At 68.4% G+C, this 20,803-nt stretch carries 22 protein-coding genes and 1 tRNA gene; 10 read left to right on the forward strand and 13 right to left on the reverse strand.

The features are described 5' to 3' along the window. The first annotated feature begins 29 nt into the window (after positions 1–29). Positions 30–1,481, forward strand: coding sequence for a flavin-containing monooxygenase (locus tag ABD260_RS20570; RefSeq protein ID WP_344235234.1), 1,452 nt, complete (start codon positions 30–32; stop codon positions 1,479–1,481). A gap of 1,114 nt (positions 1,482–2,595) precedes the next feature. On the opposite strand, the gene ABD260_RS20575 is transcribed toward ABD260_RS20570, so the two are convergent. Beyond that, the gene (locus tag ABD260_RS20575) at positions 2,596–3,969 is read right to left on the reverse strand and encodes a cystathionine beta-synthase (RefSeq protein ID WP_344235235.1); all 1,374 of its coding nucleotides are present in this window, start codon (positions 3,967–3,969) and stop codon (positions 2,596–2,598) included. 76 nt (positions 3,970–4,045) lie between these two features. On the opposite strand from ABD260_RS20575, the gene ABD260_RS20580 reads away from it, so the two are divergent. Continuing rightward, positions 4,046–5,083, forward strand: coding sequence for an SGNH/GDSL hydrolase family protein (locus ABD260_RS20580; protein ID WP_344235236.1), 1,038 nt, complete (start codon positions 4,046–4,048; stop codon positions 5,081–5,083). Positions 5,084–5,242: 159 nt separating this feature from the next. Then, positions 5,243–5,473: a DUF4287 domain-containing protein gene (locus ABD260_RS20585; protein WP_134108161.1), complete on the forward strand. Its 231-nt coding sequence runs from the start codon at positions 5,243–5,245 to the stop codon at positions 5,471–5,473. Between the two features lie 130 nt (positions 5,474–5,603). On the opposite strand, the gene ABD260_RS20590 is transcribed toward ABD260_RS20585, so the two are convergent. Together ABD260_RS20590 and ABD260_RS20595 are read right to left on the reverse strand one after the other, a co-directional pair. After that, positions 5,604–6,434 (reverse strand): Bax inhibitor-1/YccA family protein, encoded by an 831-nt coding sequence (locus ABD260_RS20590; RefSeq protein WP_344235237.1) that lies wholly within the window; start codon positions 6,432–6,434, stop codon positions 5,604–5,606. 146 nt (positions 6,435–6,580) lie between these two features. After that, entirely contained in the window at positions 6,581–7,348 is a 768-nt protein-coding gene (locus tag ABD260_RS20595) for a DUF4118 domain-containing protein (RefSeq protein ID WP_344235238.1), read from the reverse strand. 96 nt (positions 7,349–7,444) lie between these two features. Between ABD260_RS20595 and ABD260_RS20600 the strand changes: the two genes are divergently transcribed. Next, positions 7,445–8,209, forward strand: a complete 765-nt coding sequence (locus tag ABD260_RS20600) for a class I SAM-dependent DNA methyltransferase (protein WP_344235239.1) — start codon at positions 7,445–7,447, stop codon at positions 8,207–8,209. A gap of 201 nt (positions 8,210–8,410) precedes the next feature. Continuing rightward, positions 8,411–9,718 (forward strand): NAD(P)/FAD-dependent oxidoreductase, encoded by a 1,308-nt coding sequence (locus ABD260_RS20605; RefSeq protein ID WP_344235241.1) that lies wholly within the window; start codon positions 8,411–8,413, stop codon positions 9,716–9,718. A gap of 75 nt (positions 9,719–9,793) precedes the next feature. Here ABD260_RS20605 and ABD260_RS20610 read toward each other — a convergent pair whose 3' ends face one another. Next, entirely contained in the window at positions 9,794–10,453 is a 660-nt protein-coding gene (locus ABD260_RS20610; RefSeq protein WP_344235242.1) for a response regulator, read from the reverse strand. Beyond that, complete coding sequence (locus ABD260_RS20615; protein WP_344235244.1) at positions 10,450–11,598, reverse strand: sensor histidine kinase; 1,149 nt, start codon at positions 11,596–11,598, stop codon at positions 10,450–10,452. The genes ABD260_RS20610 and ABD260_RS20615 overlap by 4 nt, the downstream gene beginning before the upstream one ends. Positions 11,599–11,701: 103 nt before the next feature. Between ABD260_RS20615 and ABD260_RS20620 the strand changes: the two genes are divergently transcribed. The 3 genes from ABD260_RS20620 to ABD260_RS20630 all read left to right on the forward strand — a co-directional run bounded on the left by ABD260_RS20620 (position 11,702) and on the right by ABD260_RS20630 (position 12,870). Next, the gene (locus ABD260_RS20620; RefSeq protein ID WP_344235246.1) at positions 11,702–12,208 is read left to right on the forward strand and encodes a glycine cleavage system transcriptional repressor; all 507 of its coding nucleotides are present in this window, start codon (positions 11,702–11,704) and stop codon (positions 12,206–12,208) included. 2 nt (positions 12,209–12,210) lie between these two features. Next, positions 12,211–12,762 (forward strand): peptide deformylase, encoded by a 552-nt coding sequence (gene def, locus ABD260_RS20625; RefSeq protein ID WP_344235248.1) that lies wholly within the window; start codon positions 12,211–12,213, stop codon positions 12,760–12,762. Between the two features lie 27 nt (positions 12,763–12,789). Further along, positions 12,790–12,870: transfer RNA gene (locus ABD260_RS20630), tRNA-Leu, on the forward strand. 3 nt (positions 12,871–12,873) lie between these two features. Here the strand turns inward: ABD260_RS20630 and ABD260_RS20635 are convergent. The 6 genes from ABD260_RS20635 to ABD260_RS20660 all read right to left on the reverse strand — a co-directional run bounded on the left by ABD260_RS20635 (position 12,874) and on the right by ABD260_RS20660 (position 18,186). Next, positions 12,874–13,710, reverse strand: a complete 837-nt coding sequence (locus ABD260_RS20635) for a uracil-DNA glycosylase (protein WP_344235250.1) — start codon at positions 13,708–13,710, stop codon at positions 12,874–12,876. Between the two features lie 33 nt (positions 13,711–13,743). Further along, the gene (locus ABD260_RS20640) at positions 13,744–14,682 is read right to left on the reverse strand and encodes a Ppx/GppA phosphatase family protein (RefSeq protein ID WP_344235252.1); all 939 of its coding nucleotides are present in this window, start codon (positions 14,680–14,682) and stop codon (positions 13,744–13,746) included. Further along, entirely contained in the window at positions 14,675–15,175 is a 501-nt protein-coding gene (locus tag ABD260_RS20645; RefSeq protein ID WP_344235254.1) for a DUF501 domain-containing protein, read from the reverse strand. Before ABD260_RS20645 ends, ABD260_RS20640 begins: the two co-directional genes overlap by 8 nt. Continuing rightward, entirely contained in the window at positions 15,172–15,813 is a 642-nt protein-coding gene (locus tag ABD260_RS20650; protein WP_344235256.1) for an FtsB family cell division protein, read from the reverse strand. Before ABD260_RS20650 ends, ABD260_RS20645 begins: the two co-directional genes overlap by 4 nt. Positions 15,814–15,832: 19 nt before the next feature. Then, positions 15,833–17,113 carry a phosphopyruvate hydratase gene (gene eno, locus ABD260_RS20655; RefSeq protein WP_344235258.1) on the reverse strand — a complete coding sequence of 427 codons (1,281 nt, stop codon included), beginning with the start codon at positions 17,111–17,113 and terminating at the stop codon, positions 15,833–15,835. Between the two features lie 218 nt (positions 17,114–17,331). Then, a complete protein-coding gene (locus tag ABD260_RS20660) occupies positions 17,332–18,186 on the reverse strand; it encodes a phosphotransferase enzyme family protein (protein WP_344235260.1) in 855 nt (284 codons plus the stop codon). Between the two features lie 205 nt (positions 18,187–18,391). Here ABD260_RS20660 and ABD260_RS20665 point away from each other — a divergent pair, with 205 nt between their 5' ends. Next, positions 18,392–18,853 carry a hypothetical protein gene (locus ABD260_RS20665; protein ID WP_344235262.1) on the forward strand — a complete coding sequence of 154 codons (462 nt, stop codon included), beginning with the start codon at positions 18,392–18,394 and terminating at the stop codon, positions 18,851–18,853. Further along, entirely contained in the window at positions 18,850–19,140 is a 291-nt protein-coding gene (locus tag ABD260_RS20670) for a transcriptional regulator (RefSeq protein ID WP_344235264.1), read from the forward strand. Before ABD260_RS20665 ends, ABD260_RS20670 begins: the two co-directional genes overlap by 4 nt. A 5-nt stretch (positions 19,141–19,145) precedes the next feature. Here ABD260_RS20670 and ABD260_RS20675 read toward each other — a convergent pair whose 3' ends face one another. Continuing rightward, positions 19,146–20,141: a nucleoside triphosphate pyrophosphohydrolase gene (locus ABD260_RS20675; RefSeq protein ID WP_344235266.1), complete on the reverse strand. Its 996-nt coding sequence runs from the start codon at positions 20,139–20,141 to the stop codon at positions 19,146–19,148. A gap of 4 nt (positions 20,142–20,145) precedes the next feature. Further along, on the reverse strand, positions 20,146–20,784 hold the full coding sequence (locus ABD260_RS20680) for a hypothetical protein (protein WP_344235268.1): 639 nt from the start codon (positions 20,782–20,784) through the stop codon (positions 20,146–20,148). Positions 20,785–20,803: the final 19 nt, after the last annotated feature.

Genomic DNA, 20,803 nt, shown 5'->3' on the forward strand with positions numbered 1-20,803 from the left:
AGCCTGACTCACCGGTAACCTCGGACGGTATGACCGACGTCGTCATCATCGGGTCCGGGTTCGCCGGACTGTGCATGGGGATCAAGCTCCGGCAGGCCGGCTGCGAGGACTTCGTCATCCTCGAGAAGGCCGACGACCTTGGCGGTACCTGGCGCGACAACACGTACCCGGGCTGCGCCTGCGACATCCCCTCGTACCTGTACTCGTTCTCGTTCGAGCAGAACCCGCGCTGGACCCGCATGTTCGCGCCCTGGAACGAGATCCTCGTCTACCTGCGGCACTGCGCGGACAAGTACGGCATCGCGGACAAGATCCGGTACGGCGCCGAAGTCACCGAAGCGGTGTTCGACGAGGCGAACGGCCGCTGGACCGTCACGGTCAATGGCGACGAGACGATCGAGACGCAGGCGCTGATCACCGGCGTCGGCAGCCTGCATCAACCGAAGTACCCGGATCTCCCCGGCCTGGATTCCTTCGCCGGTGCGACGTTCCACTCGGCCCAATGGGATCACTCGCAGGACCTGAGTGGGCGAAACGTGGCGGTGATCGGGACCGGTGCGTCGGCCATTCAGTTCGTACCCGAAATCGCGCCGCAGGTCGCGCAGCTCGATGTGTACCAGCGGACCGCGCCGTGGGTGACGCCCAAGCCGGACCGGGCCATCGGCGGCTGGGAACGCAAGCTGCACGAGCGATTCCCGGCCGGGCAGCGGGCGATCCGCGACGTCATCTACTGGGGTCTCGAGGGCCGTGGCGCCGGCTTCGCCGGAAACCCGAAGCTGATGAAAGGCCTTGAACTCCAGGCGAAACGGCACCTGCACAAACAGGTCACCGACCCCGAACTGCGGGCCAAGCTCACGCCCGACTACCAGATCGGCTGCAAGCGCATCCTGATCTCGAACGACTACTACCCCGCGCTCGCCCGCCCGAACGTCAGCGTCGTCACCACCCCGATCGCGCGCATCACCCCCACCGGCGTCGTCACCACCGACGGCACCGACCGCGCCTGCGACACCCTCGTCCTCGGCACCGGCTTCACCGTCTCCGCGAACCTGACCCGGATGCCCGTCCTCGGCAAGGACGGCGTCGACCTCGCCGACCACTGGAAGCGCAACGGCATCGGGGCACACCTCGGCATCACGGTCGCCGGGTACCCGAACCTGTTCCTCCTGGTCGGCCCGAACACCCTGCTCGGTCACTCGTCGATGATCTTCATGATCGAAGCGCAGGTCCGCTACGTCATGCAGGCACTGCACTTGCTCCGCCGCCGGGGCGCGTCGTACGTCGAGGTCCGCGAAGAAGCCCAAGAACGTTTCGTCGACTCGGTCCAAGGCGACCTGACCAACACGGTCTGGCAATCCGGCTGCACCAGCTGGTACCTGGACGCCTCCGGCCGAAACTCAACCATCTGGCCCGACTGGACCATGACCTACTGGCGCCGAACCCGAAAACTAGACCCCACCGACTACGCCCTAGTCCACTAGCCAAACGACACCGCTCCGCGGCGACTGACCTGCTAACCGCCTCCGGCGGCCTGCTACCGCCGTGGACTGGACGCTGTGTCGTGGGGAGCTGTTCCTGTGAAGGCGTCGTGGGGGGACTGTTCCCGCAAAGGCATGGCTCCCGCCGACGGCCCGCCTTTCTCCTGCAGCTCGACAGTACGTATAGCCCCACTACCCGGCATCCAGCCGGCCGCCCCGCCTGAGCTCGCCCGCAGCAGACGTATACGTACTGTCGAACTGCATATTTGAGCGCCCACTGCGTGGTTCAGTTCCCGGGACCGGTTACCTCAGGTGGGAACTGACCCCGTGCAGTGGACCGCACCTCGGCAGCCGACCAGGCCCGGCCTTCCAACCCAAGTACATATCCACTGTTGTGGATATGTACTTCCCGACCGGCACCTGGCCCTGGCTTTGACGGTGAATTCGGGGGTGTCGTTCGCTTCTGAAGCTCGATGTCACCTCGGGGCGATCGAGTAGCGATGTCTCCGGGAGTGCTGATGTCCGCCTGTAGGTGGCCGACACCGGCCGGAGGCGGGTAACAGCAGTCGCCGTGGAGCGGGGTCCTCTCCCACACACTCAAATGCAGTTCCCCACAGCGCAGACAAGCACCGCACGGCGGCAGCACGCCGCCGGAGGCGGGCAAAGGTAGAGGCCGCGGAGCGGTGTCCACTTCCTCAGAAGAACAGTTGCCCACGGCGTAGGCGTTCACTCACGGCGGCAGCACGCCGCCGGAGGCGGGCGACCAGGCAGTCGCCGCGGAGCGGGGTCCTGTTGGGGGTTAGTAGGTGATTGCCCGGACTCCTCTGGTAGGAGGGTGGGGGTTGGGGCGTACGACCTTGGGATGAGGGGAAGACCGATCCGGAGGCCGATGTCCGGGGAGCTGTTGTGCAGGACTCTTGAGGTATGGAAATTCTTCAGATTCTCGGAGCGGCAGTGGTTGTGGTCGGCATTGTGATCACCGCGCTGATCGCGATCATTCCGTCAGTTGTGGATCGCTAAGTCTCCCCGGGAAACCGCGACCTCACAGACCTCGCCACCGCGTCGCCAAGTCGGCCACGCAGACCGCCGAGGTCGGTGAGATCGCGTTAACGGGGAGTCAGTCGGCGGAGAGATGGACCAGGAGGTCCTGCCGGGTCAGTACGCCCACCGGCTTGCCGTCGTCGAGGACCATCAGGGCGTCGCGTCCTTCGAGCAATTCGACCGCCTTGGTCACCGGTTCGCCGGCGCCCAGGGACGGCAGCGCCGGGTCCATGTGCTGCTCGACCATGTCGGCCAACCGTGCCTTGCCGGAGTACAGCGCGTCCATCAGCGTCCGCTCCGACACCGCGCCGGCTACCTCGGCCGCCATCACCGGCGGCTCGGCCCGGACCACGGGCATTTGCGATACGCCGTACTCGCGCAGGATCGCGACGGCTTCGGCGATGGTCTCGTGTGGGTGGGTGTGCACCATGCCGGGCAGGCTGCCGTCCTTGCGGGACAGGATGTCGCCGAGCGTCGCGCCCTGGCGGGCGTGCGCGAGGAAGCCGTACTGCGCCAGCCAGTCGTCGTTGAACACCTTCGTCAGGTAACCGCGGCCGCCATCCGGAAGTAGTACGACGATGACCGCGTCGGGGTCGTCGAGCTCGTGCGCCAGCCGGATCGCCGCCGCGGCTGCCATCCCGGCCGAGCCGCCGACCAGCATGGCCTCTTCGCGGGCCAGCCGCCGGGTCAGCGCGAACGAGTCCGCGTCGGAGACCTCGATCACGCGGTCGCAGATGTCGCGGTCGTACGTCTCCGGCCAGAAGTCCTCGCCGACACCCTCGACCAGGTACGGACGGCCGGTACCGCCCGAGTACACCGAGCCTTCCGGGTCGGCGCCGACGATCTGTACGCGACCGCCGGACACCTCCTTCAGGTACTTACCGGTGCCGCTGATCGTCCCGCCGGTCCCGACGCCCGCGACGAAGTGCGTGATCTTGCCCTCGGTCTGCTCCCACAACTCGGGACCGGTGGTCTCGTAGTGCGAGCGCGGGTTGTTCTGGTTGGCGTACTGGTTCGGCTTCCACGCACCGGGGATCTCGCGGACGAGCCGATCGGACACGTTGTAGTACGAATCCGGGTGTTCCGGCGCGACCGCGGTCGGGCAGACCACGACCTCGGCGCCGTACGCCTTGAGGACGTTGCGCTTGTCCTCACTGACCTTGTCCGGGCAGACGAAGACGCACTTGTAGCCCTTCTGCTGCGCGACCATCGCCAGCCCGACACCGGTGTTGCCGGAGGTCGGCTCGACGATCGTGCCGCCGGGCTTCAGCTCGCCGGACGCCTCCGCGGCCTCGATCATCCGGACCGCGATCCGGTCCTTCACCGAGCCGCCGGGGTTGAAGTACTCGACCTTGGCGAGCACCAGCGGCCGCGCACCGTCGGTCGTCTTCGTCAGCCGCACCAGCGGGGTGTTGCCGACCAGGTCCAGGAGTGATTCTGCGTAGCGCACATCTTTACTGTAGTGATACCAGCGCCGTTGCCCTATTTTCACTTGCATCGTGATAACTGCGTGTAATCCTAGTTACATGAGTAAAGCCCGGGCAGCAAAGAAGCTGGCCCAGGCCGCAGCCTTCGGGGGCGGGGGACTCGGACTCATCGGTGCCACCGTTTACGGCGTACTGACCGCAGAGGCCGAGTACGTGAAGCGTGTGATCGGGCCGATGCGCTACTACCCAACTCCGGGCAACGGTCTGTACGGCCGGTTCCCAGGACATCCGATCACGTTCGCCATGCTCGGCGATTCCAGTGCCGCGGGATACGGCACCGAGTCGCCGGACGAGACGCCCGGGGTGATGCTCGCCTCCGGCCTCGCCGAGCTGGCCGAACGTCCGGTGCGGCTCGTCGACGTGTCGAAGACCGGCGCGAAATCGACCGATCTCGCCGTACAGGTCGACACCGCACTTCAGGCCGGGCCGCATGTCGCGGTGATCCTGATCGGTGCGAACGACGTGAAGGCGAAGATGCCGCCGTCGACCTCGGTCCGGCTGCTCGCCACCGCGGTCCGCCGGCTGCGCGCCGCGAACTGCGAGGTCGTGGTGGGCACCTGCCCGGACCTCGGCGTGGTGCCGCCGATCGTACCGCCGCTGCGCTGGGTGGCCCGGTCCTGGAGCCACCGGCTGGCCGCCGCGCAGACGATCGCGGTGGTCGAGGCCGGCGGCCGCTCGGTGTCGCTCGGCTCGTTGCTCGGCGAGGTGTTCCGGACCGATCCGTCGATGTGGGGCCGGGACAACTTCCACCCGTCGGCGACCGGGTACGCCGCGGCGTCGGCGGCGCTGTTGCCGTCGGTCGCGGCCGCGATGGGCGTCGGGCCGGAATCGTTCGTGCATCCGGAGCCGTTCCGCGGCGAGGCGATCCTGCCGATCGCGGACGCCGCGGTCCAGGCCACCCGCCGGGCCGGCACCGAGGTCGCCGCCACCGAGGTGGCCGGCCGGGAGCGCGGACCGCGCGGTCGCTGGGCGGCGCTGCGGCACCGGCGCCGGCACCCGAAGGCCGAGGTCGACCGGGTCGAGCCGGAGACCGCCGGCGCCGAGGACAAAGCCGAAACCGTGCCGGTCGGCCAGTAGCTGCAAGCCGATCGGGCCAGTAGCTGCAAGCCGGTCGGCCAGTAGTTACAGGGTTGTGCGTCCGCTCAGCGGCGAGTTTCATGGCCGGAGTCTTGATTACCGGCGTCCGGTTGGTGCACAGTCGATAACTACGCGGTACCCCGATGACGGGAGGCGAAGATGGGCTTGAACCACTCCGAGGAGACGCACCAGCGTTTGGTGGAGGCAGTGCCCAGGTGCACCGGACGCCAGATGACCGAGTGGTTCCAGCTGATGAACGACGGACCGTCGTTCCTGCGCTTCGACGACAGAGTGCGATGGCTCTCCAGCGAGTACGAGCTCGCGCACGGGCACGCCACCGCCATCGTCCACGAGTTCGATCTGGTCAAGGCGCACCGGCGAATGGGCTGAACCGCAAAGGAGACAACCCGGCAAGACCTGCCCTTTCAGGTGGAGGGGCAGGTCTTTCACGTTCCCGGCACAAGCAGAAGGGCCGGTCCACCTGAACCGGCCCTTCTGTCGTTCAACTACGGCTTGCGGATCAGTCGCCACCGCGGAGGATGGCGAGGATGCGCAGGATGTTCCAGTACAGCCAGACCAGCGTCACGGTCAGGCCGAACGCGGCCCGCCAGGCCTCGCTCTGCGGGGCGCCGTGGCGGACGCCCTGCTCGATCATGTCGAAGTCCAGGATCAGGTTGAACACGGCCAGCCCGGCACCGATCGCGGCGAACAGCAGGCCCATCGGGCCGAAGCCGCCGATCCCGGAGTTGAAGCCGAACAGGCTCGCGATCAGGTTGATCACGATCACGCCGGCGAAGCCCATCGTGGCCAGCATCACCATCTTGGTGAACCGCGGTGTCACCTTGATCTGGAAGTACTTGTAGGTGGCCAAGGTCAAACCGGTCGTCACCAGCGTGGCCAGCACGGCCTGGACGACGATGCCGGTGCCGGCGCCGGTCCAGGCGGCGATGAACTTGGAGCCGATCCCGAGGAAGATTCCCTCCGCCGCGGCATACACCATCACCAGCGCCGGGTTGATCTTGCGGGAGAACGACAGCACCATCGCGATCGCGAACGCGGCCAGCGCGCCGGCCAGGAACAACGGGGTGACCAGCCTGGCCGGTACGAACCACCAGGCCAGCGCGCCGAAGAGGGTGACCACGCCGAGCGTCATCGCGGTCTTGACGATCACGTCGTCCATGGTCATCGGGCGGCTCGCGGCCGGAGCGCCCTGGTACTGGTTCGGCGGCATCCCTGCACCGCCGTAGCCATAGGCGCCTGGCTGACCGTACGGAGCGGCGCCCGGGTATGCCTGGCCCTGGCCAGGCGCGAACGCACTCGACCGGTTCAGCACCGGGTTACTGCTCTGCATGTTTTCCTCCTGATGGCCCACATCCGGGGTCGTATCGCGATACTACGGCCCCACCCTTAACGCAATCTGAGAATTGAGCCCTTGTTCTCCAACCGAAACCCGGCGCCCGGAAAACGGTTGCACAACCCAATCGGAGAGCAATGCGATCAACCGTGCGGGTGAATTGCTTCCTGGGTGGACAGCGCCGCGCCGACCTGGTCTGCCAGCGCGACCGCGACCACCCGCTGCTCGAGGTCGGGGCGCGCGATCCGGCTCGCCGCGGTGAGCAGGAACCGGCCGCGGGTGACGCCGGCGTGCTGGACGATCAGCTCGATCTCGGCGTTCGTCGGCAGGCCGTCGCGTTCGACCTTCAGTACGTGCTGGCCGCGCGTCACCGTACCGTCCGGATTGAGCCGCGGCGCCTCCGTCTGCTTGCTACCGGCAACGAACTTCACGCCGTCGATCCCCAGTACGGCGGTCAGCTCGGCCCGTACCTGCTCGATCAGGTCGTCGGCGGACGCGCCGGTCGCGACCGCCTGCGAAGTGGTGATCACGCCGTCCAGGTAGCCGCGCCGCCGGGACGCGTTGGCTTGTTGCCGACGGCCCCAGATCGCGATCTGGGTGACCGCGACCCCGATCACCATCAGCAGGACGGCCTGCTCGACGTCGTTGCTGCTGTCGATCCGGAAGCTGTTGTACGGCACGGTCAGGAAGAAGTCGAACCAGATCGCGCTGGACACCGCCGCGAGTACGCCCGCGACCCGGATACCCCACACCGCGACGGCGACGATCACGACCACCAGGACGAGCGCCGCGTTCGCATTGTCGAAATGACTTCGGAACGGAGTCAGCAACGCGCACACCGCGGGCGGAGCCAGCAGCGAAGCAATCAGGACCGGGGTGCGGTAGCTCTCCACCCCACTATTGATGCGCACTACCCCACACCTGAGCAACACCTCTGACGACTGTCTACCACCCAATCCCGCAAAAACCCGCTGGCCGCGGGCGTCACCCCCGCCTAGGTTGACCGAATGGACAGCACCGAGCAGAACCGGCTGTGGGACAAGGACACCGCGAGCCGGTACGACACTCCGGGCACCGGGATGTTCGCGGCCGAAGTCCTCGGGCCGACCGTGGACCGGCTGGCCACGCTCGCGGGCGGTGGGCGGGCGCTCGAGTTCGCGATCGGCACCGGGCGGGTCGCCGTGCCGCTGGCGGAGCGGGGCGTACCGGTCGCGGGGATCGAACTGTCGACCGCGATGCTCGAAGAACTCCGGACAAAGGTGGGCCCGGACGAGATCCCGGTGGTGCCTGGCGACATGGCGACCGCGCGGGTACCGGGCGAGTTCGCGCTGGTCTACCTGGTGTTCAACACGATCTCGAATCTGCTGACCCAGCAGGAACAGGTCGCCTGCTTCCGGAACGCGGCCCGGCACCTCTCCCCCGGCGGCTGCTTCGTGATCGAGCTGTGGGTCCCCGAGCTCCGGCGGCTCCCACCTGGTACGCCCGCGACCGTCGGCATCTCCGAGTCCGAATACATCCTGCTGGACACGTACGACGTGCTGCGGCAGCAGGTGGTCTCACATCACTTTCACTTCAGCGCGGACAGCGGGGACCGGCAAGCGCAGCTCCACCGCACGCCGCATCGCTACATCTGGCCGGCCGAGCTCGACCTGATGGCGCAGTTGGCCGGCTTCACCCTCGAGTCCCGCCACGCCGACTGGACCGGCGCCGAGTTCACCGCCGATTCGCCGTCGCATGTCTCCGTGTACCGCCTCGGAGACAGCGCGAGCTAGCCCCTTGCGGTTCCGTGACGGGTTGGCTGGGTACTGGTCGCGGACGCGTGGGTGACCCCACCATGAGGGAATGAGTACTCCCTCCAGCGGGGGATGTTCGACAGATGAGATCACTCGTTCGATGGTTTGTGAAATCTTTCACGAGCGCTTAGCGTTGAAGTGAACATGAAGTCGGAGAACCACTCAGGGAGAGTGAACCGCATGACAGCCCAGGTGCCGCACATCCTCGTCGTCGGAGGCGGTTACGTCGGGATGTACACCGCGTACGGCCTGCGCCGCGCCGCCCGGAAGGGCCGGATCCGGGTCACTGTGGTCGACCCGCGCTCGGTGATGACCTACCAGCCGTTCCTGCCGGAAGCCGCGGCCGGATCGGTGGAGCCGCGGCACGTCGTGGTGCCGCTGCGCAAGACCCTCAAAGGCTGCCGGGTGGTGACCGGCCGGGTAACCGGTATCGACCACGCTCACAAGGTCGCCAAGGTGCTGCCCGAGGAGGGCCCGGCGTACGAGCTCGCGTACGACCAGATCGTGGTCGCGCTCGGTTCGATCGCCCGTACACTGCCGATCCCCGGCCTGGCCGATGAGGCGACCGGATTCAAGAACGTCGAAGAGGCGATCGCGCTCCGGAACAAGGTGCTGGACCGGCTCGACGTCGCGTCGTCCCAGCCCGACCCGGTGCTGCGCAAGTCCGCGCTCACGTTCGTCTTCGTCGGCGGTGGGTACGCCGGCGTGGAAGCGTTCGCCGAGCTGGAGGACATGGCCCGGTACGCGACCAGGTACTACGACAACATCAACCCCGAGGACATGCGCTGGGTCCTGGTCGAGGCGACCGGGCGGATCCTGCCCGAGGTCGGTGAAGAACTCGGCAAGTACACGGTCGACCAGCTGCGCAAGCGGAACATGGAGATCCGGCTGGAGACCCGGCTGGAGTCCTGCGAGAAGGGTCACGTGATCCTCAGCGACGGCGACGAGTTCGACGCCGACACGATTGTCTGGACGGCCGGCGTGAAGGCGAACCCGGCGCTGGCCGCGACCGACTTCCCGCTGGACGAGAAGGGCCGGGTCAAGACGCTGGCGAACCTGCGGATCGAGGGCGTCGAGGATGCCTGGACCGCGGGCGACAACGCGGCCGTACCCGACCTGACCGCCCCGGCCGGCACGTACTGCGCCCCGAACGCACAGCACGCGGTCCGGCAGGCCCGGCGGCTCGCCGCGAACATCCTCCGGGTCGTGGACGGTCAGCCGCCGCAGGACTACGAGCACAAGTACGTCGGCTCGGTCGCCAGCCTCGGCCTGCACAAGGGCGTCGCCCAGCTGTACGGCGTGAAGGTGAAGGGCTGGCTGGCCTGGTTCCTGCACCGGACGTACCACGTGTCCCGGGTGCCGACCTTCAACCGGAAGATGCGGGTCATCCTCGACTGGACGCTGGCGCTGTTCTTCCGCCGCGAAGTGACCAGCCTCGGCAGCCTGCAGACGCCGAACGAGGAGTTCCAGCGGGCGACACAGTCCTAGTCGTCCGCCCCTGACGGGCCGGCCCCCTACTCGCTGGGGGCCGGCCTCTTTTTTGCCCGAGCACCCGGCTGGGTGTCAGTCGTGGAGCAGGCCCGCGTCGTGGACGAGCAGGGCGATCTGGACCCGGTTGTTCAGGTCGAGCTTGGTCAGGATCCGGGACACGTGCGTCTTCACGGTCGGGACGCTGAGGTAGAGCGTCGCGCTGATCTCGGCGTTCGACTTCCCCTCCCCCACCGCGACGGCGATCTCGCGCTCACGGTCGTTCAGCTCGGCGATCCGGGCCGCCGCCTTGGTCTTGCGGTGATCCTGGCCGGCGTCCGCGACCCGGGTGATCAGGCGTTTGGTCACCGCCGGCGAGAGCACCGGCTGGCCGGCCACCACCCGGCGTACCGACTCGACGATCTCCGCGGGCGGCGTGTCCTTGAGCACGAACCCGGCCGCACCGGCGCGAAGCGCGCGCAGCACATGCTCGTCGGCGTCGAACGTGGTCAGAATGACCACCTCCGGCGCCCCCGGGCGGCGCCGCACCGTCTCCGTCGCGGTCAGCCCGTCCGTACCGGGCATCCGGATGTCCATCAAGATGACATCCGGCGCGAGCCGATCGATCAGCCCTTGGACGCCCGTACCGTCCCCGGCTTCACCGACCACCCGAATGTCCTCCGCCCCGCCAAGCATCAGCTTGAGGCCCGCGCGCAACAGCGGATCGTCGTCGACGATCAATACCCGAATGGTCATGCGGGCCACGGTAACCAGGCGTACAGGCGGAAGTCGCCTTCGGGGGTGCGGCCGTGTTCGACCCGGCCCTCTACCAGGGCGGCGCGTTCGCTCAGGCCCTTCAAACCTTGGCCGTCTCCTCGTCTGCGGTTGGGTGCGGGGTTGCGCAGTTCGACCGCCAATCCGTTGCCTGGGGCACCGGTCACGCTGATGTGTACGGGTTCGCCCGGCGCGTGCTTGACGGCGTTGGTGAGTCCTTCCTGCACGATCCGGTACGCCGTACGCCCGACGTGCTCCGGCAGCGCGCCCGGTGCGTCGAGAGTGAGCTCCACCGGGATGCCCGCCGCGCGCGAGCCCTCCACCAGGGCAGGCAGGTCCGCGAACGCCGGATGGGGCAGTTCGCCGACCGGCGCGCGCAGTACGCCGATCACCTCGCGCAGATCCTGCAGCGCCTGGTGCGCGCTGGCGCGGATGATCTCGGCGGCGCCGGCGACCTCCTCGGTGGACGCGTCCGGCCGGTACGCGAGCGCTCCGGCGTGTACGCTCAGTAACGACAACCGATGCCCGAGTACGTCATGCATCTCGCGGGCGATCTCCTCCCGGGCCCGCAGCTGTCCTTGTTCCGCCTCCAGCCGGGCGACCGTCTCGGCGCGGTCGGCGCGGTCCCGCAATGTCTGCAGCAGCTGGCGGCGGGATCGGATGTACAGACCCCAGCCGGCCACCGCGACGTACAGGGCTGCGGCTGTGATCAGCATCGCCGCCGGGTCGTCCGGCTTGTTCCGGATCTCGATGTACGCCAGCAGGCTGACCGCGTTGACGGCGAAGATCAGCAGCGTGGTCCGGAACGGCCGGTAGATCGCCACGGTCAGAATCATCATCAGCGCCGCGATGCCGGAAGACTCGGAGAACGTGGACAGGACGGCCCCGATCAGCGCGAGCTGCACCGGCCAGCGCCGCCGGAACCAGAGCGTCAGGCAGAACGCCATGCCGGCCCAGAAGTCGGCCGCGAGGATCCACCGGCTGATCGAGTCCTTCTCACCGTCGGTGTACAGCACGAGTCCGATCAGCACCGCGAGCACGAACGCGACACTGTCCACCACCCAGTCGCGGGTGCTGCGGCGCGGGCGCGCGGGCTTGCCGGACGGCCCGGCCGGAAGCTCGGTCATAGCTCGAATGTAGCGGTGCGTAAGCGTTTGCCGGTGCGTCCGCGGGTGTCCGGATACCGAAGTCGTTTTTTCCGGTACTTAGGTCAACGGTAGGTTGCCGGGCATGAGTCAGCTCGCAGTCACCGTCATCGGGCCGGACCGGCCGGGAATCATCGCGGACGTCACCGAGGCGCTGGTCGGTACCGGTGTGAACCTCGAGGACTCGACCATGACGCTGCTGCGCGGTCACTTCGCGATGATGATCGTCTGCGCCGGCCCGTACGCGGAGGTGCAGGCGGCGCTCGAGCCGTTGCAGGGCGAGCTGGTGATCACGGTCCGGGAGATGGCTCCGGAGCACGAGCGTTCGGCGATCGGCGCGCCGTACCTGCTGAGCGTGCACGGCGCGGACCGGCCCGGGATCGTCGCGGCGGTGACCCGGATGATCGCGGCCGCCGGCGGTACGGTCACGGACCTGTCGACGCGGCTGAGCGGCGGGCTGTACGTACTCACCGCGGAGGTCGAGCTGCCGCCGTCGGCCGAGCTGACGATGCTGAACCGTGCGCTCGAGATCACCGCCGAAGAGCTCGGCGTCGGCGTCACGTTGCGCCCGGCCGAGAGCGACGAGCTGTGACCGTGACCGAGGCGATCTCCGCCTGGTCCGCGGAGCTGCTGGGCGTCGAGGGTCGCGTACTGGACGTGGTCCGCGCGCCGCATCCGGTGCTGGCGACCGAGGGCGCGATCGTGGACCCGCTCGATCCCGAGATGATCCAGCTCGCCGCCGACCTGGTCGCGACGATGCGCGTCTCCCCCGGCTGCGTCGGCCTGGCCGCGCCGCAGGTGGGCGTGGCCGCACAGCTGTTCTCGCTCGATGTCAGCGGGCACCCCAAGACGCGTACGTGCCATGGGGTCTTCGTGCTCTGCAACGCCCGGATCGTCGAGTCCAGCCGGAACGAGAAGGCCCGCGAGGGTTGCATGTCCGTCCCCGACTTCACCGGCGACGTCAAACGCGCCACCCGCCTGACCGTCACCGGCGTACTCCCCGGCAGCACCGAGGTGGTCACGATCAGCACCGACGGCTTCGAGGCGCGCGCGCTCCAGCACGAGATCGATCACTGCGCCGGCAAACTCTTCCTGGACCGGGTCGCCGGCGCCCACGCCGTGTACCCCCGAAAGGTCTACCAGTAACGAGTACTCTCGTCCCGAGCCTCCCGCGCCCGGGTGGCGGAACGGCAGACGCAGGGAGCTTAAACCTCCCAGCCGAAAGGCGTACGGGTTCGAATCCCGTCCCGGGCACGCTCAGTCTTCGAGGCCGGCGAGGGTTTTGGCGCGGGTGAGGACCTGGTCGAGCATGGGCTCGGTGAGTTTGCCGGTGAAGGTGTTCTGCTGGCTGGGGTGGAAGCTGGCGAGGACGGTCAGGTCGCCGTGTGGGGTGGTGATCCGGTGCTCGGCGGCGTGGCCGAACTTGGGGCGGGGTTTGGGGATGGTGGCGCCGAGCGCGGCCAGGGCGGTCAGGAGCGCGTCGTACCCGAACTTGCCGAGGCAGACGATGGCCTTGGTGGTGGGGAGGACCAACTCCAGTTCGCGGTTGTACCAAGGGGCGCAGGTGTCGCGTTCGGTTGGCGTGGGTTTGTTGGCGGGCGGGGCGCAGCGGACGGCGGCGATCATCCGGGTGCCGATCAGGCGCAGACCGTCGCCGGCATGTTCGCTGGTTGGCTGATTGGCCAGGCCGACGCGGTACAGGCTCGCGAACAGCCAGTCCCCGGAGCGGTCACCGGTGAAGACACGGCCGGTGCGGTTCCCGCCATTCGCTGCCGGGGCCAGGCCGGCGATCAGGATCCGCGGCTCATCCACACCCCAGCCGGGGATCGGGCGCCCCCAGTACGGCTGATCCGCAAACGACTTCCGCTTGCTGACGGCAACATCCTCGCGCCACTCCACCAACCGCGGACAAGCACAACAAACCGAAACCCGGGCATCCAGCTCATGCAGGTCCCCGGTCTCAGCCAGCCGCACAACCTCGCCCGCATCGTGCGCAACCCGCGTACCCCGCACCGCAGGATCCCCCGGCCACCCACTCCCCGGCAACACCGGACTCCCAAACAGTTCCCCAGTCAACGGATGCGGCAGCTCCATCCCTTCAGCCTAGAGGCCTGACCGGCATGACAGTCAGGCCAGGGAGAGGGCTGTGCCGTCGAGGATGTCGTGTTCGGAGATGGTGAGGGTGGGGGCGGGGGTTCGGTCGAAGAGGTGTTGGAGGATGGTCGCGCCGGCGCCGATGACGTCTACTCGGCCGGGGTGGATGGCGCGTACGGCGGCGCGGTCGGCTCGGGTGGTGGTGGTGAGCCAGGTGGTGGCTTCGCGGAGGGCGTCGGCTGACAGCTGGGCGTGGTGTACGGCGGCGCGGTCGTACTCGGGGAGGTTGAGGGCGACCGCGGCGACGGTGGTTGCGGTGCCGGCTACGGCGACCAGGGCGCGGGCTTCGGCGATCGGGACCGTGGTGTGGTCGAGCAGGGCCTCGATGTCGCGGGTGATGGCTGCTAGCTCGGCGGGGCTGGTCGGGTCCGTGGTGACGTGACGCTCGGTGAGGCGGACTGAGCCCAGGTCGAGTGATTCGGCGGCGATGACACCTGATGCGTCGCCCAGGATCAGCTCGGTTGACCCGCCACCGATGTCGGCTACCAGGTACGGCCCGGGCAGGCCCGACCCTCCGCCGGGTGCCGGGAGCGACTGGGTGGCGCCGCGGAAGGTGAGGTGGGCTTCTTCGGCGCCGGTGATGATGTCGGGGGTGGTGCCGAGGCGGGCCTGGATGCCTTCGAGAAAGGCGTCGCGGTTGCTGACGTCACGGGCGGCGGAGGTTGCGACGAAGCGTACGCGGGTGGCGCCGGCCGAGCGGATCACCTCCGCGTACTCGTCGGCGGCCCGGAAAACCCGCTCCAGCGCCTCAGGAGCAAACGCACCAGTGGCGTCCACACCCTGCCCCAACCGCACAATCGTCATCCGCCGATCGACCTCGGCGAGCTCGCCGTCACGGACATCAGCGATCAGTAGGCGGATCGAGTTGGTGCCGCAATCAACCGCGGCAACTCTGGTCGGACGTTCAGACACAAGGACCTCGGCGGCCCCAGTCCTCCAGTGCGTCGAGGGTCTCGTCGCCCAGCGGGTTCACCCCGCGCCCGGCCGCCAGCGAATGACCGGCCAGCACGTGCAGACACTTCACCCGCGTCGGCATCCCACCGGCCGAGATCCCGCTGATTTCCTCGACATGCTCGATCGACTCGCGGTGCGCCAGGTACGCCTCATGTGCACCTTGATACGCCTCGGCCAGCTCCGGATCGTCCGCCAACCGGTCGGTCATGTCTTTCATCAGCCCGGAAGATTCGAGCGTCCCGATCGCGGCGGCGAGGCGCGGGCAGGTGACGTAGTACGTGGTCGGGAACGGCGTACCGTCCGGCAACCGCGGTTCGGTCTCGACCACGTCGGGGAGACCGCAGCTGCACCGGTGCGCGATCGAGCGGATCCCCCGCGCGGTACGGCCGAGCTGCTTGCTGACTGCTTCTTCATCCGAAGGGCTGACTTGACCGGAAGGACTGGCGCTCACCTGGTTACCTTAGGCGGCGGCGTCAGGATCGTCTTCGGGGTGGGCTGGGTCCGGGCCGGCGGGGTCGCCGCGGCGGGCGGTTTGCCGGCGCCCTCGACGCTGCCCCAGAGCTTCGTGTACCAGGTCGGCTTCTGCGTCTCGGTGGTGCCGTCCGACGGCGCCGACGGCTCCGGCGGGGCGCCGACCGGCTTCCCGTCCGCGCCGATCACGCGGTAGCCGACCTCGCCCGGCATCACCCAGCCGAGCCGCTGCCGCGCCTGCGCCTTCACGTACGCGTCGTCGTCCCAGCGGGCGATCTCGTCGTTCAGCTCGGCGACCCGCTTCTCCCGGTCGCGGATCTCCTGGTTCAGCGCGCTGACCTGCTGATGCTGGTCGAACCACACCCGCAGACTCTGCGCGTACGACACGATCAGCGCGCCGAGCACCAGCAGTACGACGGCGGCGCGGCCGGTCAGGTTGCGCGACCCGCGGGTACGCGCCGGACCTGCGGTCGCACCCGTCGTACGCCGTTTGGTTGGCTCGCCCCGGCGGGCGGGGCGGGCTGGGGCGGGGCCGAAGGCATGGCGCTGCGGACGCGACTGGGTCCGGCTCGACGGACGCGAGCCGGGTCGTGCACCGGTATCCCGACGGGACGGCATGCCTTGCGACCCCCTGAAATCAGCCCTGGTACCGCGGGAAGGCCGAGCGACCGGCGTACGTGGCCGCGTCGTCGAGCTCCTCCTCGATCCGGAGCAGCTGGTTGTACTTGGCGGTACGGTCCGACCGGGCCGGCGCACCGGACTTGATCTGACCGCAGTTGGTCGCGACCGCGAGGTCGGCGATCGTGGTGTCCTCGGTCTCGCCCGAGCGGTGGCTCATCATGCAGGTGAAACCGCTGCGGTGGGCCAGGTCGACGGCGTCCAGGGTCTCGGTCAGCGAGCCGATCTGGTTCACCTTGACCAGCAGGCTGTTCGCCGACTTCTCGTCGATCCCGCGCTGCAGCCGCTCGACGTTGGTGACGAACAGGTCGTCGCCGACGAGCTGGATCTTGCTGCCGAGCTCGGCGGTGATGGCGTTCCAGCCGGTCCAGTCGTCCTCGTTCAGCGGGTCCTCGATCGAGACGATCGGGTACGACGCGACCAGGTCGGCGTAGTAGGCGATCATCTCGTCCGCGGACTTCTTGCCACCCTCGAACGCGTACACACCCTCGGTGTAGAACTCGCTCGCGGCCACGTCCATCGCCAGCGCGATGTCCTTGCCGAGCTGCAGACCGGTCTTCTCGACCGCGACCGCGATCAGGTCCAGCGCGGCGCGGTTGCTCTCCAGGTTCGGCGCGAAGCCGCCCTCGTCGCCGAGACCGGTGGACAGGCCGCGCTCCTTCAGCACCGCCTTCAGCGCGTGGTACACGGTCGCGCCCTGCATCAGCGCCTCACCGTACGTGGCGGCGCCGATCGGGGCGATCATGAACTCCTGCACGTCGACGTTGCTGTCCGCGTGCGCGCCGCCGTTCAGGATGTTCATCATCGGCACCGGCAGGACATGCGCGTTCGGGCCGCCGACGTAGCGGAACAGCGGCAGGCCGGAGCTCTCCGCGGCCGCCTTGGCGACGGCGAGGCTGACGCCGAGGATCGCGTTCGCGCCCAGCTTGGCCTTGTTCGGGGTGCCGTCCAGGTCGAGCAGCGCGTGGTCGATCAGTCGCTGCTCGTGCACGTCGTACCCGACGATCTCCTTGTCGATGTCTTCAAGGATCGCGGTGACGGCCTTCTGCACACCCTTGCCGCCGTACCGGTCCTTGTCGCCGTCCCGCAGCTCGACGGCCTCGAACTGACCGGTGGACGCGCCGGACGGGACCGCTGCCCGGGCGACGGTGTCGTCGTCGAGCAGAACCTCGACCTCGACAGTGGGGTTGCCGCGCGAGTCGAGGATCTCGCGGGCGCCGACGGCCTCGATGGTGGCCACATTGACTCCCAAGTTCTCGATGACGAATCGTGCTGAGCCTAGCCTCCAGACCACCACGCCCAGTGGACCGCGTCGCCCCAACGATCCCACCCCCAGGTACCTCTCACGTCAGCAACACCCCGGCGAGCGCCGGATCGAGCCGCAAATCGGCCGGATCCACTGCCGGTAACGGCTTCCAGGACCGTCGCCAAGTGTTCGCGCAGGCTTCACGTCCCGCGCTACCGGCCGAACGCGCGACGGGCGTCGGCGAGACCTTTCCGGTTCTCCTCGGCGTCGCTGATCCCGGTCAGGAGGTTGTTCGCGATTCGCCAGGCGAAGTAGCCGGCCTGTACGGCCCAGCGGACGTGCAGGAAGGCATCCAGACTCTGAGCGAGCTCGTCGGCGAGGTGCGGGCGTTGGCGGACGTACGCGGGGACGACGTGCTCGGGCGAACCGTCCGCGTACATCACGGCGGACGCGACGTCGTACAGAATCGGGCCGCGTAGCGCACTCCCCCAGTCGATCAACCCGACGCTGCCATCCGCCTGCCGCCGAAACGCCTCCCTCGCCGCGTCCCCGTGCAGCCACGCCCAGGACACCTCATCCAGCGCCGTGACCCGCGCGACCGCATCTTCCACCGCCGGCCGAATCCACGACTCCAGATCCAGGTACTCGCCGAACGGCATCAGCCCCCGCAGCCAGTCCCGCAGATCGCCGGGCCCGACGGACGCGATCGTGTGGACGCGGCCGAGTAGGTCCCCAATCGCGGTCCGATCCTCGGCGGTCTTTCCCAGTTCTTCCCCATCGATGTACTCGAGAACCGCGACCTGCCGATCGTCGATCCGCTCGACCAGCCGACCACCTTTGCTGGGCCGCGGACGCCCGGTCATCACGCCCGCGTCGTCCAGCCGAACCGCCAGCTCAAGACCAGGCTCGAACGACGCGTTGGCTGCCGGGACCGACTTGAGCACCACGCGCCACTCGTCACCCACCGCTGACGCCAGCCAGGTCGCGGAGTTCATCCCACCGGTCAGCACCTCCAGCCGCGCCGCCTTCAGCTCCCACAGGTCCCGCAGCACCCCAGCAACATCCACCCGCCCCACAGTCCCAGCCCCGCCGGCCGTCCGCACCCGAATATCGCGGTACCTAAGGACAGGTAGTACACCCCCGAGACGCTGTACACGCGGACCTCTTCACGCTCAGGTGCACTACCCCAGCGCCCACCACTACCTGTCCTTCGGTACCCCATCGATAACTTTCTACTTGCGGAAGTGGAAAGTTATCGGTTAAGTTTCCGGTATGGAAAGTGATGCGGCGGAGCAGTTGCGGATCATCGAGCGGGCCGAGGCGGCACCGTACGTGAGCTACCCGAAGACGCCCTGGTGGTATCCGGTGGTGATCGGGGCGTGGGTGGCCGGGATGATCGGGGCGTTCACCTGGTGGCGGGAGAGCTCGGCGCTGTTCTTCGCGTCGCTGGCGATCCTGATGGCGCTCGAGGTCGCGTTTCTGAGCTGGATGCAGCGGCGGCACGGGGCGATGCCGTTTCCGGGGCGGGGGCGTCCGCCGCGGGAGATCGGGCGGCTGTGGAAGGGGTACTTCCTGGCCATCCCGGTGATCGTGCTGGTGGTCGCGGCGGCGTGGTGGCTGGGCGGCGTACCGGTCGCGGCCGGGACCGGGTTCGTGCTGGTGACGGCGGGGATCTGGTACTACGAGAACCGGTATGCGATCGCCGCGGCGAAGGTACGGGAGCGTCTCGGGTGATCGACGGACTCGACCCGGTCATCCATGCCCCGAAACGACTGGCCGCGATGGCGGTGCTGGCGAACGCGACGACCGTCACGTTCAAGTTCCTGAAGGACTATCTCGGCGTGGCCGACTCGGATCTGTCGAAGCACATGTCGGCGCTGGAAGCGGCCGGGTACGTGACGACGACGAAGAGCGGTCACGGGCGCGGGGCAACCACCACGTACCGGATGACGAAGACCGGGCAGCAGGCGTACACCACCCACCGCGACGCCCTCCGCAACCTCCTCGACGGACCGCAGTAGCCCTGTCAGGACCGTTCGGCGGCCCGGATCTCCGCGGTCAGCTGCTGGATGCTCGTACGAAGTGCTTGCTCGGCGTCGACGCCGGACGCGCGCGCCTCGCGGACGATCGCAAGCAATTGCCGGCCGATCCGATCAGCATCCTCAACCGGCTCCGAAGGCTCGCTCTGGTCGGCGGGAAGGACCTTGGCGGCCCGGCCCAGCACCTTGTCGGCAAGAGCCAGAGCAGGGAGGGCGAGCGGGATACCTTCGAGCACCGAAGTCCGTTGCTTCTCGGTCGCCTTGATCGCTTCCCAGTTGGCCTCGACCGCGGCCGCGTCGGCAGCATCCACGCTGCCGAACACATGCGGGTGCCGCCGAATCAGCTTGTCGACAATCCCCCCGGCGACGTCGTCGACCGAGAACCCGTCGTCGGCACCGCGGTCCTCAGCGATCCGCGCGTGGAAAACAACCTGCAGCAACAGATCACCGAGTTCCTCGCGGAGGTGCTCCTGGTCGCCCGTGTCGATCGCTTCGAGGGTCTCGTACGTCTCCTCGAGCAGGTACTTCGCCAAACTCTCGTGCGTCTGTTCCTGATCCCACGGGCAGTTCCGCCGCAGCCGGTCCATCACCCGGACCAGATCGATCAGCCGAGCACCCGGTACGTCGTACGACCCGTGCAGGATCTCGACGCCGTACGGCGCCTCCGGCTCATGAAACCGGCCATCGGCAACAAGCCGGAGCAAACCGGGATCACCGTCGTCGCCGGTCAGCCAGACAGCCTGCCGTCCGGCACGTGCCGCGGCCGTCAGCCAAGCCCAGGCCGCCGTGGCGTCGCCCTCGACCTGGGTCACCGGCAGACCTGACCCGATCACCGCCTGGACGTCCGGCCGGTCCGGGCCGCCGGCCGCCGCGATCTCGTCGGCGGCCTCCAGCGCCTGCCAGGTAGCGCGAGTGAGCAGCCCAGGGGCCACCCGAGGGCTGGTCAGGACGACCTTGATCCCGCCGACCTCACCCGCGCTCAAGGGATCAGCCCTGGCCCTGTTGCGGCTGCTGCTGTTGTTGCGGCTGCTGAGACGCCTTCTTCTCCGCGGCCGTCTGCGGGGACAGCACCGACAGCGAGCCGGAGATCGCCGTGTCGATGCGCCCGTCGGTCCACTGCCCGAAGCGCGGTGCGATCGTGACGTCGACACCCTTCGAGGCCTCGCGCAGCGCCACACCGCCCTGCTGCAGCTTGGCCTGGTTCTGCAGGTCCTCGACGGTGCCGCCGCCGAGCTTGGCGGTGACGATCGCGGCGGTGCCGACCTGGTTCAGGAAGTCCCGGGCGACCGAGTCGGCCTGGAACTTCTCGTACGTCTGCTGGTCGCCGCCGACGACTGCCTTCGCCGCGACCGCGGTCTCGGCCGGCGTGACCGTGATCGACTTCTGCTGCTGGATCTTCTCCACCAGCACGTTGCTGACCATGTCACTCAGCGCGGCCGTGGTGCTGTAGGTCTGACCGAGCGCCGTGGTGACCGCCTGCGCCGTCTTGTCGACGTCGCCGATGCTGATCTCGGTGCCGCCGACCATGGCCGCCGCGCCCGGGTGCGTACCCGCCGCGCAACCGCCGGCCAGCAGCACCGTGGCCACCGCCGCACCGAGAGCCCCAAGCTTCCGCCCTCTGCTCACCGAATCTCCTCGCCTAGTC

Source organism: Kribbella hippodromi (assembly GCF_039531045.1).
Classification (GTDB): Bacteria; Actinomycetota; Actinomycetes; order Propionibacteriales; family Kribbellaceae; genus Kribbella; species Kribbella hippodromi.

Excerpts from the sequence above, each read along its gene's own strand:
- ABD260_RS20570 (WP_344235234.1), top strand. The coding sequence starts at position 30 with ATGACCGACGTCGTCATCATCGGGTCCGGGTTCGCCGGACTGTGCATG.
- ABD260_RS20580 (WP_344235236.1), top strand. The coding sequence starts at position 4,046 with ATGAGTAAAGCCCGGGCAGCAAAGAAGCTGGCCCAGGCCGCAGCCTTC.
- ABD260_RS20585 (WP_134108161.1), top strand. The coding sequence starts at position 5,243 with ATGGGCTTGAACCACTCCGAGGAGACGCACCAGCGTTTGGTGGAGGCA.
- ABD260_RS20590 (WP_344235237.1), bottom strand. The coding sequence starts at position 6,434 with ATGCAGAGCAGTAACCCGGTGCTGAACCGGTCGAGTGCGTTCGCGCCT.
- ABD260_RS20600 (WP_344235239.1), top strand. The coding sequence starts at position 7,445 with ATGGACAGCACCGAGCAGAACCGGCTGTGGGACAAGGACACCGCGAGC.
- ABD260_RS20605 (WP_344235241.1), top strand. The coding sequence starts at position 8,411 with ATGACAGCCCAGGTGCCGCACATCCTCGTCGTCGGAGGCGGTTACGTC.
- ABD260_RS20610 (WP_344235242.1), bottom strand. The coding sequence starts at position 10,453 with ATGACCATTCGGGTATTGATCGTCGACGACGATCCGCTGTTGCGCGCG.
- ABD260_RS20615 (WP_344235244.1), bottom strand. The coding sequence starts at position 11,598 with ATGACCGAGCTTCCGGCCGGGCCGTCCGGCAAGCCCGCGCGCCCGCGC.
- ABD260_RS20620 (WP_344235246.1), top strand. The coding sequence starts at position 11,702 with ATGAGTCAGCTCGCAGTCACCGTCATCGGGCCGGACCGGCCGGGAATC.
- ABD260_RS20635 (WP_344235250.1), bottom strand. The coding sequence starts at position 13,710 with ATGGAGCTGCCGCATCCGTTGACTGGGGAACTGTTTGGGAGTCCGGTG.
- ABD260_RS20650 (WP_344235256.1), bottom strand. The coding sequence starts at position 15,813 with ATGCCGTCCCGTCGGGATACCGGTGCACGACCCGGCTCGCGTCCGTCG.
- ABD260_RS20665 (WP_344235262.1), top strand. The coding sequence starts at position 18,392 with ATGGAAAGTGATGCGGCGGAGCAGTTGCGGATCATCGAGCGGGCCGAG.